The following is a 16,158-nucleotide window of genomic DNA, read 5'->3' on the forward strand; positions in this document are numbered from 1 at the left end:
CGAGTGTGACACCGTGGCCGCGGCTGCGGCGCTCCCTAGCCTGTCACAACGCGACGCGGGGGTTGCTCCTTGCTGTGACAGCGCGCGGGGAAACCCTGACGAAACCGGCGGAAAGCGGCCTCCGGCACGGGGGGTTTCGGGGTCTGCTCCGCCGCTTGACGTTTGGCACGCTTGTTGCCCTTCGGGGTTTGGAGAAGCAGCCGGCGAGGCTGTCCCCAACCCTCTCAAACCCTCGAGGAGACACGATGCGAATCAAGCAGCTCACCACCTGGGTCGCGCTGGCGCTGGGCACGATGAGTGCCCAGTCGGCGGTGACCGACAAGATGATCGAAGACGATGCGAAGACGCCGGGCGACATCGTCTCCTGGGGCATTGGCCAGCAGGGCCAGCGCTATTCGCCGCTCAAGCAGATCAACCCGCAGACGATCGGCAAGCTGGTGCCGGCGTGGTCGTTCTCGTTCGGCGGCGAGAAGCAGCGCGGCCAGGAGTCGCAGCCGCTGATCCACAACGGCGTGATGTTCGTCACCGCGTCGTACTCGCGCATCTTCGCGCTCGACGCGAAGACCGGCGCCAAGCTGTGGAAGTACGAGCACCGTCTGCCCGAGGGCATCATGCCCTGCTGCGACGTGATCAACCGTGGCGCGGCGCTGTACGACAACCTGGTCATCTTCGCCACGCTCGACGCGCAGCTCGTCGCGCTCGACCAGAAGACCGGCGACGTGGTGTGGAAGGAGAAGATCGACGACTACGCCGCCGGTTACTCGGCCTCGGCCGCACCGCTGATCGCCGGTGGCCTGTTGCTGACCGGCGTGTCCGGCGGCGAATTCGGCGTGGTCGGCCGCGTCGAGGCGCGCAACCCGAAGACCGGCGCGCTGGTCTGGGTGCGCCCGGTGGTCGAAGGCCACATGGGCTACACCTACGACAAGGACGGCAACAAGAAGGAGAACGGGATCTCCGGCACGACCGGCAAGAGCTGGCCGGGCGACCTGTGGAAGACCGGTGGCGCCGCCACCTGGCTGGGCGGCACCTACAACGCGAAGACGGGGCTGGCCTATTTCGGCACCGGCAACCCGGCGCCGTGGAACAGCCACCTGCGCAAGGGCGACAACCTCTACAGCTGCTCCACCGTCGCCATCGACGTGAAGACCGGTCAGATCGTCTGGCACTACCAGAACACGCCCAACGACGGCTGGGACTTCGACGGCGTCAACGAGTTCGTCACCTACGACGACGGCGCGCAGGTGCTCGGCGGCAAGGCCGACCGCAACGGCTTCTTCTACGTCAACGACGCCAAGACCGGCAAGCTGGTCAATGCCTTCCCGTTCGTCAAGAAGGTGACCTGGGCCACCGGCATCGACCTGAAGACCGGCCGGCCGAACTACGTGCCGGAGAACCGCCCGGGCGACCCGACCGCGGGCGCCGATGGCAAGAAGGGCAACGTCGTCTACTCGGCGCCCTCGTTCCTCGGCGGCAAGAACCAGATGCCGATGGCCTACTCGCCCGACACCAAGCTGTTCTACGTGCCGGCCAACGAGTGGGGCATGGAGATCTGGAACGAGCCCATCACCTACAAGAAGGGCGCGGCCTACCTGGGTGCCGGCTTCACGATCAAGACCCACAGCGACGGCCCGATTGGTGCGCTGCGTGCGATCGACCCGAAGAGCGGCAAGATCGTCTGGGAAGCTCCGAACAACGCGCCGCTGTGGGGCGGCGTGCTGACCACCGGCGGCAACCTGGTATGGTGGGGCACGCCCGAGGGCTACCTGCAGGCCGCCGACGCCAAGACCGGCAAGATCGTCTGGAAGTTCCAGACCGGCTCCGGTGTCGTGGCGCCTCCGATCACCTGGGAGGACAAGGGCGAACAGTACGTCGCCGTGGTCTCCGGCTGGGGCGGCGCCGTGCCGCTGTGGGGTGGCGATGTCGCCAAGAAGGTCAACTACCTCGAGCAGGGGGGCTCGGTGTGGGTGTTCAAGCTGATGAAGTGAAGCCCTGAACGGAGCGCGCCGCCGATCGGGAACGGTTCCCGAGACAGGCGGCGCGGACGGCGCCACACTGACGCCGTCCACGATTCGCATCCGTCGACCCTTTCGCCACGCACCGCGAACCGCGGGCGTGGCGTTTCTCTTTCATGGCACGATGAAGACATGACCCGTCTCCTGCTCGCGCTCGGCCTGGTCCTGGCCGCCATCTCCGCCCATGCCGCGGACAGGCCCTATGTCTTTGCCAACAGCGGTGCTGCCGAGGAAGACGAGGAACAGGTCTGGTCGGTGGAGAACTGGTACCGGCAGGCGGGGCGGCAGAAGAGCCTGACCGTCGCGCCCGAATACGCCTTCGACCCCGACAAATCCCTGCAGGCCGAGTTCCGCCGGGTGACCGACCGCGATCACGGCAACGGTCACGAGCTGGAGATCGAGTTCAAGCACCTGTTCAACCGCATCGCGCGCGACGGCTGGGGCTGGGGCACGGTGGCCGCGCTCGACATGGAGCGGCCCCGGGGCGGGCCGTGGGAGCGTGCCGCGGTCTCGCTCAGCCTGCCGCTGAGCGTGCAGTTCGGCGAGGACGAGGGTCTGCTGCATCTCAACGTCGGCGTGGCCAAGCCGCACGAGGCGCGGCGCGTCTTCACCGGCGTGATCGCGGCCGAGCGCGAGGTGTGGCGCCGCACCTCGCTGTTCGTCGAGATGGCCCGCGATCGCGAGGGCCGGCTGCTGCACGGCGGCGTGCGCCACTGGATCAAACGCGAGCGGCTCGCGCTGGACCTGGCCTGGCAGCGCGTGCGCAGCGACGACGTGCGCGGCAGCGGCGTGGTGCTGGGCCTGGCCTGGTACGACCTCTGACGCCGCAGTGAGCGACGTCCGCGTGCCACTGGACCTGCCGCGCCGCGTGATGCGGCGAGCAATGGCCGTCGCCGCGCTGACCCTGCTGGCGGCCATCGGCCTGGGCCTGGCGCGCACCGATGCCGACATCGATGGCGAAGTGCGTGCGGCGCTGTCGCTGGCGGCAGTGATGTCGCGGCTCGCGCAGGCCGGCGAGCTCGGCGATGCCGAGCTGATTGCGGTGCTGCGCGCGCGCGAGAACGAGGCGCCGCTGCGCCACCTCTCGCTCGCGCTGCGTGACGGTGCGGGACGGCTGCTCGTCGGCCGGTTGCAGGAGCCGTCGACGTCGCGCCTGGTCGAGGCGATGACCGACCTGCACCGCCGCTGGCGGCCCGGCGCGGAGATCGCGCCGGTGACCTGGGTGCTGCAGCGCCCCGGCAAGCCGCCCTGGACGCTGACGCTGGCGGCGCAGCGCGACAGCGAGCGCCGCGAGGCGGTGGTGTACCTCGCCAGCCTGCTGGGCGTGCTGGCCGCCGGCATGGTGGTGATGCTGCTGGTGATGCGCTGGAACGTGCGGTCCGCGTTCCGACCGCTGCACGGACTGCTCGCCGCCATCGGCCGCGTGCAGGCGGGGGACACGGCCGCGGCGCGCGCCATGCCCACGATGCCGATCCGCGAACTGGAGCAGATCGCCGCCGCCTTGCGCTCGCTGGGCGCGGCGCTCGACGCAGCGCAGGCGGAGCGCCGCCTGCTCGGCCACAAGGTGCAGTCGCTGCAGGAGGAGGAGCGCATGCGCCTGTCGCGCGAACTGCACGACGAGTTCGGCCAGCGCCTCACGGCCATCCGCGTCGATGCCGCCTGGCTGGCGCAGCGCCTGAAGGACCTGCCCGACGTGCAGCCGGTGGTGCAGGGCATGGCCGAACAATGTGCGGCCATCCAGAGCGACGTGCGCGGCCTGCTCGCCCGGCTGCAGCCGCTGGGCGGCGCGGCCGAGGCCGGGACGGACATCGACATCGCCATGCTGACCGAACTGCTCCAGGGGCTCGTGGACGGCTGGCGCAGGAGCGCCAGCGGCGCCTTGCGCCTGCGCCTGGAGATCGAGGCGGCGCCCGGGCGCTTGCTGCCGCGCGACCTCGCGCTGGCGCTGTATCGCATCAGCCAGGAGGCGCTGACCAACGTGGCGCGACACGCGCAGGCCAGCGAGGCGGTGGTGAGCCTGCGCTGGCCGCCGCAGTCCGAGACGATCGAGTGGACAGTCGCGGACGACGGCGTCGGACTCGCCGAACGCGACGCCGCACTGCGCCGCGGCAATGGACTGGCCGGCATCCAGGAGCGCGTGTGGGCCTTCGGCGGTGAGCTGACACTGAAGGCCGCACGGGCCGGCCACGGTCGTCCGGGTCTGGTGCTCGCCGCGACGCTGCGTGCCGCGGGCGAGGGTGATCGGCTCAGTCGTCCGGCCGCTGCGGACGCGGCTGGTACTTCGCCAGCCAGTCCGGCGTGAAGTCGAAGCGGTCGGCCGCGAACACGGCCGAGAAGCAGGGACCCTGGCGCCCGTCCTGCCACAGCGTCACGTACTGCCACTTGCCATCGCGCCGCATCAGCAGCACCTGCCAGGGCGTGAAGCCGCCGCGCTGGTAGAGCGGGTAGCGCGCCTGTGCGGCGGCTTCGAAGCGCTGGCGGTCGGCGGCGTCGAGCGTCGCGCGCGCCGTCGAGACCGGCACGCGCAGCGCGGGGCTGCCGTCGACGCAACTGCGCAGCGCCATCTCGACGGCAGGCCGGGCAAGGCACGGCGCCGTCGCGGCGAGGCTGGCCAGAAGCACCACGCAGGCTCGGCTCGTCTGCATCGTTGCTCTCCCGTGCAGCAGGGAAGCCCAGCTTACGCCATCCATCGCGCCGCGGCAGCGGGAACCCCCTTGGACGCGGCCCTCAGTCTTGCCAGCACGGCGGCCTTGGGCGCATCGGCGGGGTCGACCGTGTCGATCAGCTTGCCGAAGCCGTCCAGCCGGCTCGCGCGGATCCAGGCGCGCAGCGCGCTGTCGTGGTTCCAGCGGCCCTGGTTCATGAAGTTGACGACCGTGGCGCGCGGCACGTCGCGCACGCCGTCGGGCAACGGCACCGGCGTGCTCAACGCGTTGCGCGCGGTGTCGTCGGCGCCGTGGGCCTCGAGCCAGGCCACCAGCGCCGCGCTGAAGGCCGGCTGCGGCACGCGCACCAACTGCAGCACGATGCGGTCGGGCTGGAAGATCGGCACGGCGGGCCGGCGCTCCACCGCGCGCGCGGTGCAGTCGATGAAGAGGCTGTCGGCGGGCAGCGCCACGCGTCGATCGGCGAAGACCAGCGCCTGCGGCTCGAGGGCCTGCACATGGCCGTGGCGCAGCACCTGCGTGATGCGCCGCAGCAGCAGCAGCTCGCCTTCGGAAATGGTGGCGTAGTGGAACATCGTCGGCCGCACTGCAGGGTCCAGCCGCAGCATCTGGCCGCCGGCCTCCAGCCGCTCGAACCATTCGTCGGCATCGCGCGCCTGCGCCAGTGCCTCCATCTGCAGCGCCTGTCCGCCGATGGCCTCGTCGAAGCAGCTCAGCAGCGGCTGCACGCTGCGGCGGTTGATCATCCAGGAGTCCCGCGGCCTCACCCAGTGGATCTGCTGCGGCGCCGCGCCGCACTGCAGCAGGTAGACGCCGACGTCCATCGCCGTCTTGCCCGCCCCGAGGACGACGAAGTGCGCCGGCAGCCGTCCGGCCTGCTTCCACAGCTGCGGCAGGTCGTTGGGCGTGGCGAGCCGGGTGCCTTCGGCGACGCGGAACGGTGGCCGGTGCGTCGACGGCACGCTGGTGCCGTAGTAGGTGCCGTCGACCCAACGGCGGCGCAGCTGCACCGTCGTCGTCTCGCCGGACAGCAGCGAGCGGAAGCTGTGCCGCCCGTCGCTGGCGGGCTGCCACTCGCACAGCGGGAAGTAGCGCACGCGGCCGCTGGCGAGCAGACGATTACGCATCACGTGCTGGAAGTACGCGCTGACCTCGGCGCCCGAGGCCAGCTCCAGGAAGCCATCATTGAGCCCTCCGCTGTCGACGCGGCCCGAGCCCAGCGGCACGTTGTTGACGCCGTAGAAGACCGAAGGCTGGTGCAACGCAACGAACGGGTAGGCGTCGTTCCAGTGGCCGCCGGGCAGGCCGTGGCGGTCGACGATGACGATCTCGGCGTCGGACTCTGCCAGCAGCGTGTCGGCGAAAGCCAGTCCCACGGCGCCGGCGCCGGCGATGAGGTAGTCGGTCTGCAGCTCGGCCATGCGGTGGTTTCCCCTGCGCCCGGGCGACGGACGCGCATGAGTCCTTGTCGGCGGCCGATCAGCATGCCTCGGCACCGCAGGCTTGCCAAGCGGAGAAAACGCGCATCGCGCCGCTGCGCCCCGCCGGTCCCGCAGTTCTCGTCGGGCCTGTGGTGGTCGTCGTCGAACGCCGCGACGCTCAGCCCGCTGCGGGTCGGGGCATGGCCCCGGCGGGCGAGCGGCCCGCGAGCAGCCGCTGCACCAGCGGGTGGGCGACCTTCTTCTCCGAGCCGATGGCCCAGAAGTGCTCCTCGACGCCTTCGCAGGGGCCGATGCGCCGCACGCCGTAGCGTTCGACGAGGTGCCCGTGCACCATCTCGGCGGCCGGGAAGACGCCCATGCCGCCGGCGCCGAATGTCTTCAGCAGCGCGCTGTCCTCGAACTCGCCGACGATCAGCGGCCGCACGCCGGCGCGCTCGAACCACTGATCGATGCGCTGGCGCACCGCCGCCTGCGCCGTGGGCAGCAGCACCGGTACGCGTTCGAGTGACTGCGGGAAGCCGCGCTTGGCCGCTGCAAGCAGCGAGGGCGGTGCATACCAGGCGAACCCCGAGGCGCCGAGCGCGTGGCCGTAGAGCTTGATGTTCGCGTTCGGCGTGGCCGCACGGTCGGCCAGCACCACGTCGAGGCGGTGCAGCGCGAGGTCGGCCAGCAACTCGTCGAACTGCGCCTCGTGGCAGCGCAGGCGCAGGCGTGCCTCGCCCAGCACCGGCTGCATCAGCGCTCGCACCACCAGCTTGGGCAGTCCGGCGGAGATGCCGACCACCAGCCGCACACCGGGCGACGAGGCGGCATCGCGCACCGTGGCGGGCAACTGCTCGCCGAGCTGGAAGATGAGGTCCGCCTGGCGCATTGCCGCCAGCCCGGCATCGGTGAGTGCGAGGCCGCGGCCGGCGGGCTTGAGCAGCGCGTGGCCGAGCGAGCGCTCCAGCTCGCGCACCTGCGCGCTGACCGTCTGCACGGCCATGCCCAGCCGCGCGGCCGCGCGCGCCATGCCGCCTTCCTTGGCGACCACCCAGAAGTAGTACAGGTGTCGGTAGCTGAAGTTCAGGCTCATGCTCAGGTTTTATCTGAACGAAGATCAAGAATTGTCTGCTTTGACCGAAGACCCTGAGCGCCTATCTTCCGTTCACGCTCAAACCCCAAGGAGGTCCTGCGATGCAAGTGGTCTTCGAATCCCGCGATCCCGAAGCGGCGCGCCTGCGCGAGCTGGCGGTGCGCCGCGTGCGTTTCGCGATGCGCCGGCTGGCGTGGTGGGTGCCACGCGCCAAGCTGATGCTCTCGGACATCAACGGCCCGCGCGGCGGCGTCGACAAGCGCTGCCAGGTGGAACTGCGCACCGATGGCGAGCGCACCGTGGTGATCACCGCGGTGGCGCGCGACTGGCGCAGCGCCATCGACAGCGCCCTGACCCGCGCCGCGCGGGTGCTGGTGCGGCTGCTGAGCCGGTGCCGGACCTCCGGCCGGCGTGCGCTTACGCCGGCCCACCGGGCCATCCCTTCGAAGCAGTCGTGATGCGCAGCTACTCCCGCAACAGCCCGCAGGCCGCGGCGCGCATCGTGGCGCTCACCCTGCTGGCCGACGGCCACCTGGCGCCGTCCGAACTCGATGTGATGGAGCAGTGCAATGGCTACGAAGCGCTGGGCCTGAGTCGCGAGGACATGCACGCCGTGCTGCATGGCTTCTGCGAAGACCTGCTGCACAGCGTGCGCCTGACCTGGTCGGACGCCTGCCAGGTCGATTCGCGCACCTTGTCGCTGCTGCTGTCCGACGTCGACGACCCGTCCTTGCGCCTGAAGGTGCTGCAACTGTGTCTGGACGTCGCGCAGGCTGACGAGCACATCGCCGACGGGGAGTCGCTGGTGCTGCAGGCGCTGTTGGAGCACTGGGGCCTTCAGGGCGCGATGTTCCAGGACGAGCCCGCGCATGCCTGAGCCCACCACGGCGGCAGCCGGTCCGGCTCGGCGCATGATCGAACGGCGGCGCCGCCCTTGAGCAGCTTTCTCGACCCGGCGATCCTGTTCTTCGTCTTCGGCCTGCTCGCCGGCGGGTTGCGTTCCAACCTCGAGATTCCGCCGCAGATCGCGCGCTTTCTCTCGCTGTACCTGCTGATGGCGCTGGGCCTGAAGGGCGGCTTCGCGCTGGCCGAATCAGGGTTGACGGCGCGTGTCTCGATCAGTCTTGGCGCCGCACTGGCGCTGGCGGTGATCGTGCCGGCGATCGGCTACGCCGTGCTGCGCCGCTTCCTCAACGGCTACGACGCGGCGGCCATCGCGGCGACCTACGGCTCGGTCAGCGCGGTGACCTTCATCACCGCCGTGCAGTACCTCGATACCCATGCCGTGGCCTACGGTGGCCACATGGCGGCGGCGATGGCGCTGATGGAGTCGCCGGCCATCGTGATGGCGGTGGTGCTGGCCAACCTGGCCCGCCAGCGCGAGCGTTCCGCCGTCGGCCCGAGCGCCGCGGCGGGGCCGGCGGCGCCGTCGGTGCGCCACATCCTGCACGAGTCCTTCACCGACGGTGCGCAACTGCTTCTGCTCGGGTCCATGGCGGTGGGCATTCTCACCGGCGCGAAGGGGCAGGCGGCGATGGCGCCCTTCGCGGTCGACCTGTTCAAGGGCATGCTCGCCTTCTTCCTGCTCGACATGGGCCTGGCCGCCGCCCGGCACATGGGCGACCTGCGCGGCAAGTCGCCCTGGCTGCTGGCCTACGCGCTGCTCGGGCCGCTGGCGCACGCTGGCCTGGCGCTGGCGCTGTCCGCGCTGCTGCGCCTGTCGGCCGGTGACGCGGCGCTGCTGATGGTGCTGGCCGCCAGCGCCTCCTACATCGCCGTACCGGCGGTGGTGCGCCACGCCATTCCCGAGGCCAACCCGTCGCTGTACGTCGGCATGTCGCTCGGGCTGACCTTCCCGTTCAACATCCTGATCGGCATTCCGGTCTACGTGTTCGCGGCGCAGCGGCTGCTCGGCTGAGCCGAGGCGGCGAAGCGGGCGGCCGCTCAGCCCGCTTCGGCCACTACGGCATCGGCCACCAGCGCCGCGATCTCTGGCTCGCCGTAGCCCAGTTCGCGCAGCACCGCGCACGTGTCCTCGCCGAGCGCCGGCGGGCCTTCGCGCACCGGCAGGCGCCGACCGTCCAGGGCCAGCGGCAGCAACGGCGCGCGCGTCTCCAGCGCACGGCCGGCGGAGCTGGCGTCGGCCGGCACCGCCAGCGGTGCCAGGCCACCGGTGGCAGTCAGGTGCGGGTCGTCGAACAGTTCCTCGGGCCGCGTGATCGGCGCGTAGGGCAGCGCGTGGGCCTCGAAGCGAGCCGCGAGTTCCGCGGCGGTGTACGCGGCGAAACGCTCGCGCAACTGCGGCAGCATCCAGTCGCGCGCGCGCACCCGCTCGTTGTTGGACGCCAGCCGCGCATCGGCGAGCAGGTCGTCGAAGCCGAACTCGCGGCACATGGCCGCCCATTGCGTGTCGCTCACCGCGGCCAGGAAGATCTGCGCGCCTTCCTTCACCGTGAACACGTCGTACACCGCCCAGGCGCTGATGCGGCTGGGCATGGGGGCCGCGGGCTGGCCGGTGACCGCGAACTGCATCATGTGCTGCGCGACGAGGAAGACGTTGTTCTCGAACAGTGCGCTGTGCACGCTTCCGCCTTCGCCGGTGTGCGCGCGACGCAGCAGCGCAGCGAGCGCGCCGATGGCACCGAACATGCCGCCCATGATGTCGTTGACGCTCGAGCCGGCACGCAGCGGACGGCCCTCGGGGCCGGTGATGTAGGCGAGGCCTCCCATCATCTGCACCACCTCGTCCAGCGCCGTGCGGTGCTCGTAGGGACCGGCGAGGAAGCCCTTGTGCGACACATGCACCAGCCGCGGATTCAGGCGCCGCAGCGTGTCGGGTCCGAGGCCGAGCGCCTCCATCGTGCCGGCCTTGAAGTTCTCGCTGAACACATCGGCGCCGGCGACGAGCTTCAGCACGATCTCGCGCCCGCGCGGGCTCTTCGCGTCGACCGCGAGGCTCTTCTTGTTGCGGTTGAACAGCGGGAAGAAGCCCGCCCCGGAGCCGATCAGCCGCCGCGTGGCATCGCCGGTCAGCGGCTCGACCTTGATCACCTCGGCGCCGAGGTCGGCCAGGATCATTCCGCAGGTCGGGCCCATCACCATGTGGGTGAACTCGACGACGCGCAGGCCTTGAAGGGGAAGCTCGGTCTTGTTCACGGGGGAGCGGTCAATGCCAGTCGACGAGCTCCATTGTCAGCGTTCCGCCGGTGAGGAAGGTCGACCCGGCCGGCTCCTCGCGCACCAGCTTGACCAGACCCACGCCGGCGCAGTACCACTCGGTGGTGGTCAGCGCCATGTCCTTCCAGCCCACCACCGGGTCGGCGAACAGGCGCAGCGCCGCCAAGCCCTTGACGCGCACGCAGTCGTCGAAGCGCCCGGCGCGCACCGCCACCGCCTCGCCGACCGCCTCGATGCTGTAGTTCATCGGTATGGAAGGGTGTCTGTGGCGGATCTCGCGCGGGAACTCCTGGCGTCGCTGCAGCAGGTAGGCGGTGGTGCTGGTGCGCCAGCTGGTGCCCACCGCGATCGGCGCCTTGAGCACGAAACGCGGCTCCTTGTCGGGCTCCGGCGCGGCCTGCAACTCGCTCTTCGTGGCGACGCGGTAGATGCCGCTGGCGTCGCTGCGCAGCCAGTAGTCGACGCCGCTGTCGCTGCGGCGCCGCCACGCCGTGCCCGAGTCGAGCGCATCGCGGCCCAGCGTCTCGATCACGCGCGATTCGTGCTCGACGACCTGGTTCTCCCATTCGGTGCGCAGCGCGTAGGCCCAGCGATGGCCCTCGGCGAGCGGAAAGTAGGAGTCGTCCTGCGGCGAACCGCAGGCGCCGGCCAGCAGCAGCGGGGCGAGGGCGGCGATGCGCTTCATTTCTCGGGCAACTGCGGCACGGGCAGGTCGCGAATCTTCACGTTCTGTTCGTCGCTGCCGGGGCGCAGCCAGCCGAAGCCCCTGGGGCCGGACTTCGGCTCGGCCGTGCCCATCTGGCTGATGCCCTGGCGCACCTTCTTCATGCCCTCGTTGAGCAGCGCATGCAGGTCCTTGGCGTAGGGCAGCCGGTAGGCGCGGGGCTGGGCCGCGGGCTTGCCGTCCTTCAGCTCGTTGACCCACACGTACAGCGCGCCCTGGCTCTTCGCAGTCGGCTCGTCGATGACGGCGGCAAGCAGCACGAAGCGTTCGGGCAGCGCATCGCGGCTCGGCCAGCCCCACAGGCCGTGCACCTGGTCGTCGGCATAGAAGTAGAAGCCGGTCACGCCGACCACCAGCACCGCCTTCAGCCAGGCCGGCCAGCGCGACCACAGCAGCGCCAGCGCGCACAGCAGCGCGAGGGCGGCGAAGCTCAGCACCAAGGCAGTCGTCATAGGCGTTGCACCAGCGTCTTGGGCAGGGTGTTGACGTTGACCACCGAGCCGTCGGGCAGCACGGTGAAGCGGGTGGCGGTGGCCTCGTCGCCCTTGCGCGCGAGCGTCACGGTGCCGTAGAAGATCACCTCGGCGCGCGGGTTCACCTTGATCACCGAGACGGTCACCTCCACCGGCTGCCCGTCCTTGGACTCGTAGTAGTGCACGTTGACGGTGAACTCGCCGGGCTCGACGCCGCGGATCGTCACCACCTCGGTGTTCAGCGGGTTGGTGATCTGCTGGCCGTTGACGACGATGACGTCGTTGGCGAGGCCGCGGTCGTCGCGGTCCAGGTGCATCAGGCCGGACTCGCGCGCGCGGAACCAGATCAGGTTGCCGGCCGGATCCTGCACCCAGGTATCGACGTCGTTCGGGTTCAGGTCCGGCCAGGACACGTTGACGATGTACTCGGCCTTCGAGGGGATGTCGCCCGCCTTCAGCGCCTTCGGATTCATCGCCAGCAGGGCGATGATGAAGCAGAAGACGAACGCGATCAGCATGTTGAACAACATGTCGTAGAACGGGTCGACCTCCGCCTCGCGCGCAAATCGCTTGCGGCGCATGGCTCAGCGCCCGTCCACGTCCAGGCCGTGCCGCTGCGCGTCGGCCACCAGCGCGTCGGCATACCGGTCCAGCCGCGTGAGCTGCAGTCCGAGCAGGATGTTGCCGACCAGGCCGACCATGGTGGTGAGCAGCGCCACGCCCAGGCCGGTGGTCAGGCTGCGCAGCAGGTCCTGCGACTGCGTGGCGTCGAAGTTCTGGATCTGGCCGATCTCGATGGCGAGGATGGAGAAGCCGATCACCTTGCCCAGCAGGCCGAGCTTGAGCTGGATGCCGTTGACCCACCAGGCGGTGTGGTGCGGGCCGTGGGTGCGCTCCAGCAGCAGGTCCAGCGGCGCGCCGGCGTCGCGCGGCGCGGCGCGCAGGGCGGCCCAGTAGTCCGCCGCCCAGCCGTGCGCCGCAGCGCCGCCGCGCGAGCGCTCCAGCCAGCCGCGCTGTCGCTGCAGTTCCCGCGCGCGCGCCCCGCACCACAGCGTCGCGGCGGCGAAGATGACGATGATCACGAGCGTCAGCCCGGTCGGGTCGGAGGTGAGCAGCAGCGCCCACACGCCGCGGCCGCCGAGCAGCCAGGTGGCGAAGGCGAACAGGCCGGCGAGGGCAAACCACTCGAGCCAGATCGGCTCGATCGATGGCGTCGCAGGGACGGCGCCGCGCTGTCGCTGCGCTGGTGCCGACGCCGCAGCGTCGGCGGCACCTTGCGGAGCGGTCACAGCAGGATCTCCATGCCGTCGTAGGCGATCTCGATGCCGGCGGCATCGACGGCGCGTCGCGCGTCGCTGCCCACGTGCAGCCGCGGGTCGCAGTCGTTGAGATGGACCAGCACCGTGCGGCGCGCGCCGATCGACGCCAGGTCACCGCCGGCCGCCGCGGCGCAGTGGTCCAGCGGGCAGGTCTCGCCGCCGACGAGCAGGCAGTCGGCGCCCTCCATCCAGGGCGCCGCATTCGCGCCGCCGGCGCTGGGCGTGTAGATCAGGCGCTGCCCGGCGAGACGGTCCTCGACGAACAGCGTGATGCTGTCGCCGACCACGGCCTCCTGTCGATGCGGCGAGTAGGGCGCGGCCCAGCCGCCGTCGTCGATGGCGACCAGGCGAAGCGACTGCAGCCCGTCCACGCGGAACTCGCTGCTGCGCACGTCGCCGGCCACCGGCAGCAGGTGCCAGCGCACGCTGCAGCCCTGGCCGGGCGAACCGAGCAGCGGCAGGCTGCCGCTCAGTTCCTCGAACACGACGGGCGTGGCATAGACGTCCAGCGGCTGGCCGCGGGCGAGCTCGGCCAGACTCTCAGCATGCAGGGGCTGCGCGTCGAGCAGTACCACGCCGGCGATGCGGCCCGCTGCGGCAGCGGCCCCGATCTGCGCGTGACGCGCGATGTCCCGCGCGGCGTTGAGCAGCAGCCAGCGGTCTTCCGAGCCGGCGACGGCGACGGCGCCGGGCAGGCGCGAAGACGGAGGGCGCGCGGCCGGCGTGCTGGCGACACACTGGCGACAAGGCGCACGGCCTCTCGAGCCGAGCACGAGGATCTTCATGTTGTTCGAGTCATTTCGCGGCATGCATGCACGCCACGAAGCTGCAAGAGCCATGCCGCGTGACCGCGTGCCGCCCGGAGCGCTGGCGGCCCCGCCGAGCGTGGCACTCTGTTCCAGGCAGGGACAGGGGCGTCTGGGCCTGGCACAGGGAATTCCCGCGGTTCATGGAACGGGCCGTGGCTCGCGGCCGGCTGGCTCGCCGCGGGCCTGACCCATGCGATCTGCGCCGACGCGGCCTGGCCGAGGCTTCCGCGCGCGACGGCAGCGCGTCCGGTGCGAGCCGGAGGCCGCGCCGGACCGCGGACGGCCGGGCGGGCGACTCAGCCCGACCTGTTCCAGCGCAGCTTGCGGTAGATGGTGTTGCGGCTGATGCCCAGCCGCTTGGACGCTTCGGAGATGTTGCCGCCAGCGGCGTCGAGCGCGGCGCGGATCATCTCGATCTCGACCTCCTCGAGCGTGCGATGGCTCGGCGCCGCCGGCGCTGACGCTGCCGGCGCCGGCTGGGGCGCCACCGGCGCCGGGGGCGGCAGGGCGGCTGCGGGCTGGGCCGGTGCCGGCCGTGCCACCTCTGCATGCGCCGGCACCGGCGGCACGCCGGACACCGGCAGACGCCGCACGTCCTCGAGGAAATCGTCCGACAGGTGCGCTTCGGTGATCTGCGCCTCGCCGCAGGCCATCACCGCCGCCGTGCGCAGCACGTTGGCGAGCTGCCGGATGTTGCCCGGCCAGTGATAGCGCCCGAGCAGTTCCATCACGGCCGGGCCGATCTCCGGCGGCCGGCCCTGCGGGCATTCGCCCTGCAGGATGCGCCGCGCCACCACGGCGAGGTCGCTGCGCTCGCGCAGCGCAGGCAACTTGAGCACCAGCCCGTTGAGGCGGTAGTACAGATCCTCGCGGAACTGCTGCTTCTCGATCATCTCGCGCAGGTTGCGGTGCGTCGCGCCGATCACCGCGATGTCCACGGCGATGGTCTTGTGGCTGCCCAGCGGCGTGACGCAACGCTCCTGCAGCACACGCAGCAGCCGCGCCTGCAGCGCCAGCGGCATGTCGCCGATCTCGTCGAGGAACAGCGTGCCGCCGTTGGCCTGCACGATGCGGCCGACCGCACCCTTGCGCCGCGCGCCGGTGAAGGCACCCTCGTCGTAGCCGAACAGCTCGGCCTCGATCAGCGACTCGGGGATGGACGCACAGTTCACTGCCACGAAGGGCTGCTTGGCGCGGTTGGACTCCTGGTGCACGGCGCGTGCGAGCAGCTCCTTGCCGGTGCCGGTCTCGCCGAGGATGAGCAGCGGGATGTCGCGGTTGATGACGCGGCGCACCTTCTGCACCACCGTCTCGACCTGCGCGTCGCCGGTCTGCAGGTACTGCAGGCCGGCGGGCGGCTTCGGCGCCGGCTCGCCCTGCAGCGCCGGGGTCGGCGCAGCGGCGCGCGGCGCGCCGGGTGTCCCGGTGTCCTCGAAGCCTTCGGGCATGCCGCCGAAGACGCGCCGTGACGACCAGTCGATGCGCGCGCTGACGTGGAAGTGCAGGCCGTTGGGCAGGCTCAGCTTCATCGGCACCGGCAGCGGCGTGCGGAAGTGGTCGTGCACGGCCGCCACCGTGGTGCCGAACAGCGTGGTCAGCGAGTGGCCGCGCAGCGAGATGCCGGTCATGGCGAGCTGGTCGAGCGCGCTGCGGTTGGCGCCGAGGATCTTGCCGTCGGCGCCGACGACGATGATGCCCTCGAGCAGCGTACCGATGAATTCGGCGCGGCTGTGGAAGTGCAGGCGCAGCCGGTTGCTGAAGTCGTCGGACAGCCAGTGGTTCTCGATCATGCGCGCCGACATGCGCACCAGGCCCATGGTGTGCTGGTGGTAGCTGCGCTGATCGCCCGAGACATCGAGCACGCCCAGCATGTTGCCGCGCGGATCGAAGATCGGCGCCGCCGAGCAGGTGAGGAAGTGGTTGGCGTGCATGAAGTGCTCGTCGGCATGGACGAGCGTCGGCCTCTCCTCGAACAGTGCGGTGCCGATCGCGTTCGTGCCCTTGCTGTGCTCGGCCCAGTTCACGCCGGGTGTCAGGGCCACCTTGCCGGCCTTCTCAAGGAAGTCGTTGTCGCCGATCGAGTGCAGGATGGTGCCCTGCGCATCGGTCAGCACGATCATGCTCTCGGTGTTGACGATCTGCTCGTAGAGCATCTCCATCACCGGCGCGGCGTGGGCGAACAGTCGCTGGTTGCGTTCGCGCGCGACGCTGAGGTCGCTGCGCATCAACGGCTCGTAGTCGGGCCGTTCGATGCGGGTCAGGCCGAGCGCCGCGCAGCGCTGGTGCGACTGCTGGATGAGGTCGACGCGACCGGGTTGACGCGATGGCGGTGCGGCGGTGGTGTCGGCATCGCCCCAACCGCGGTGGCTCGAATTCCGGCTCGTGGACATGACTGCTGTTCCATCTCCTGCGGTCCGGCAGGGCGTCTGCGTGGATGTGACCGGCGCACGGCGGGCCGCAC

Annotated in this window: 16 protein-coding genes; 6 read left to right on the top strand and 10 right to left on the bottom strand. The window is 70.8% G+C overall.

The annotated features are described in order from the left end of the window. Positions 1–245 precede the first annotated feature (245 nt). The 3 genes from Q0599_RS10680 (at position 246) to Q0599_RS10690 (ending at position 4,314) form a co-directional block, all read left to right on the top strand. Entirely contained in the window at positions 246–1,985 is a 1,740-nt protein-coding gene (locus Q0599_RS10680) for a PQQ-dependent methanol/ethanol family dehydrogenase (RefSeq protein ID WP_298829271.1), read from the top strand. A gap of 159 nt (positions 1,986–2,144) precedes the next feature. Then, positions 2,145–2,834 carry a hypothetical protein gene (locus tag Q0599_RS10685; RefSeq protein ID WP_298829273.1) on the top strand — a complete coding sequence of 230 codons (690 nt, stop codon included), beginning with the start codon at positions 2,145–2,147 and terminating at the stop codon, positions 2,832–2,834. Between the two features lie 7 nt (positions 2,835–2,841). Beyond that, a complete protein-coding gene (locus Q0599_RS10690; protein ID WP_298829274.1) occupies positions 2,842–4,314 on the top strand; it encodes a histidine kinase in 1,473 nt (490 codons plus the stop codon). On the opposite strand, the gene Q0599_RS10695 is transcribed toward Q0599_RS10690, so the two are convergent. The 3 genes from Q0599_RS10695 to Q0599_RS10705 all read right to left on the bottom strand — a co-directional run bounded on the left by Q0599_RS10695 (position 4,259) and on the right by Q0599_RS10705 (position 7,195). Next, on the bottom strand, positions 4,259–4,657 hold the full coding sequence (locus Q0599_RS10695) for a hypothetical protein (protein ID WP_298829275.1): 399 nt from the start codon (positions 4,655–4,657) through the stop codon (positions 4,259–4,261). The genes Q0599_RS10690 and Q0599_RS10695 overlap by 56 nt on opposite strands. A 32-nt stretch (positions 4,658–4,689) precedes the next feature. Continuing rightward, positions 4,690–6,099, bottom strand: coding sequence for an FAD/NAD(P)-binding protein (locus Q0599_RS10700; RefSeq protein ID WP_298829277.1), 1,410 nt, complete (start codon positions 6,097–6,099; stop codon positions 4,690–4,692). Positions 6,100–6,277: 178 nt separating this feature from the next. Further along, positions 6,278–7,195 (bottom strand): LysR family transcriptional regulator, encoded by a 918-nt coding sequence (locus tag Q0599_RS10705; protein WP_298829279.1) that lies wholly within the window; start codon positions 7,193–7,195, stop codon positions 6,278–6,280. Positions 7,196–7,296: 101 nt separating this feature from the next. Here Q0599_RS10705 and Q0599_RS10710 point away from each other — a divergent pair, with 101 nt between their 5' ends. Genes Q0599_RS10710 through Q0599_RS10720 form a run of 3 tightly spaced genes read left to right on the top strand, consistent with a single transcriptional unit; the run spans position 7,297 to position 9,113 of the window. Next, complete coding sequence (locus Q0599_RS10710) at positions 7,297–7,653, top strand: HPF/RaiA family ribosome-associated protein (RefSeq protein WP_298829281.1); 357 nt, start codon at positions 7,297–7,299, stop codon at positions 7,651–7,653. Beyond that, positions 7,653–8,072 (top strand): TerB family tellurite resistance protein, encoded by a 420-nt coding sequence (locus Q0599_RS10715; protein ID WP_298829282.1) that lies wholly within the window; start codon positions 7,653–7,655, stop codon positions 8,070–8,072. The genes Q0599_RS10710 and Q0599_RS10715 overlap by 1 nt, the downstream gene beginning before the upstream one ends. Before the next feature lie 57 nt (positions 8,073–8,129). Then, the gene (locus Q0599_RS10720) at positions 8,130–9,113 is read left to right on the top strand and encodes a sodium-dependent bicarbonate transport family permease (RefSeq protein WP_298829283.1); all 984 of its coding nucleotides are present in this window, start codon (positions 8,130–8,132) and stop codon (positions 9,111–9,113) included. A 26-nt stretch (positions 9,114–9,139) separates the two neighbouring features. On the opposite strand, the gene Q0599_RS10725 is transcribed toward Q0599_RS10720, so the two are convergent. The 7 genes from Q0599_RS10725 to Q0599_RS10755 form a co-directional block, all read right to left on the bottom strand. Next, complete coding sequence (locus Q0599_RS10725) at positions 9,140–10,351, bottom strand: CaiB/BaiF CoA-transferase family protein (RefSeq protein ID WP_298829284.1); 1,212 nt, start codon at positions 10,349–10,351, stop codon at positions 9,140–9,142. Between the two features lie 10 nt (positions 10,352–10,361). After that, the gene (locus Q0599_RS10730; RefSeq protein WP_298829285.1) at positions 10,362–11,057 is read right to left on the bottom strand and encodes a hypothetical protein; all 696 of its coding nucleotides are present in this window, start codon (positions 11,055–11,057) and stop codon (positions 10,362–10,364) included. Continuing rightward, complete coding sequence (locus Q0599_RS10735; RefSeq protein ID WP_298829286.1) at positions 11,054–11,548, bottom strand: hypothetical protein; 495 nt, start codon at positions 11,546–11,548, stop codon at positions 11,054–11,056. Before Q0599_RS10735 ends, Q0599_RS10730 begins: the two co-directional genes overlap by 4 nt. Further along, positions 11,545–12,150: a hypothetical protein gene (locus Q0599_RS10740; RefSeq protein WP_298829287.1), complete on the bottom strand. Its 606-nt coding sequence runs from the start codon at positions 12,148–12,150 to the stop codon at positions 11,545–11,547. The genes Q0599_RS10735 and Q0599_RS10740 overlap by 4 nt, the downstream gene beginning before the upstream one ends. Before the next feature lie 3 nt (positions 12,151–12,153). Then, positions 12,154–12,858, bottom strand: coding sequence for a hypothetical protein (locus tag Q0599_RS10745; protein ID WP_298829289.1), 705 nt, complete (start codon positions 12,856–12,858; stop codon positions 12,154–12,156). Further along, the gene (locus Q0599_RS10750; protein ID WP_298829290.1) at positions 12,855–13,673 is read right to left on the bottom strand and encodes an MBL fold metallo-hydrolase; all 819 of its coding nucleotides are present in this window, start codon (positions 13,671–13,673) and stop codon (positions 12,855–12,857) included. The genes Q0599_RS10745 and Q0599_RS10750 overlap by 4 nt, the downstream gene beginning before the upstream one ends. Before the next feature lie 320 nt (positions 13,674–13,993). Then, positions 13,994–16,087, bottom strand: coding sequence for a sigma-54-dependent Fis family transcriptional regulator (locus Q0599_RS10755; RefSeq protein WP_298829291.1), 2,094 nt, complete (start codon positions 16,085–16,087; stop codon positions 13,994–13,996). Positions 16,088–16,158 lie beyond the last annotated feature (71 nt).

It is taken from the genome of uncultured Piscinibacter sp. (assembly GCF_937952055.1).
Lineage (GTDB): Bacteria > Pseudomonadota > Gammaproteobacteria > Burkholderiales > Burkholderiaceae_C > Piscinibacter.

Coding starts and splice junctions, on each gene's coding strand:
- Q0599_RS10680 (WP_298829271.1), top strand. CDS start 246: ATGCGAATCAAGCAGCTCACCACCTGGGTCGCGCTGGCGCTGGGCACG.
- Q0599_RS10685 (WP_298829273.1), top strand. CDS start 2,145: ATGACCCGTCTCCTGCTCGCGCTCGGCCTGGTCCTGGCCGCCATCTCC.
- Q0599_RS10695 (WP_298829275.1), bottom strand. CDS start 4,657: ATGCAGACGAGCCGAGCCTGCGTGGTGCTTCTGGCCAGCCTCGCCGCG.
- Q0599_RS10700 (WP_298829277.1), bottom strand. CDS start 6,099: ATGGCCGAGCTGCAGACCGACTACCTCATCGCCGGCGCCGGCGCCGTG.
- Q0599_RS10705 (WP_298829279.1), bottom strand. CDS start 7,195: ATGAGCCTGAACTTCAGCTACCGACACCTGTACTACTTCTGGGTGGTC.
- Q0599_RS10710 (WP_298829281.1), top strand. CDS start 7,297: ATGCAAGTGGTCTTCGAATCCCGCGATCCCGAAGCGGCGCGCCTGCGC.
- Q0599_RS10715 (WP_298829282.1), top strand. CDS start 7,653: ATGCGCAGCTACTCCCGCAACAGCCCGCAGGCCGCGGCGCGCATCGTG.
- Q0599_RS10730 (WP_298829285.1), bottom strand. CDS start 11,057: ATGAAGCGCATCGCCGCCCTCGCCCCGCTGCTGCTGGCCGGCGCCTGC.
- Q0599_RS10735 (WP_298829286.1), bottom strand. CDS start 11,548: ATGACGACTGCCTTGGTGCTGAGCTTCGCCGCCCTCGCGCTGCTGTGC.
- Q0599_RS10740 (WP_298829287.1), bottom strand. CDS start 12,150: ATGCGCCGCAAGCGATTTGCGCGCGAGGCGGAGGTCGACCCGTTCTAC.
- Q0599_RS10750 (WP_298829290.1), bottom strand. CDS start 13,673: ATGAAGATCCTCGTGCTCGGCTCGAGAGGCCGTGCGCCTTGTCGCCAG.
- Q0599_RS10755 (WP_298829291.1), bottom strand. CDS start 16,087: ATGTCCACGAGCCGGAATTCGAGCCACCGCGGTTGGGGCGATGCCGAC.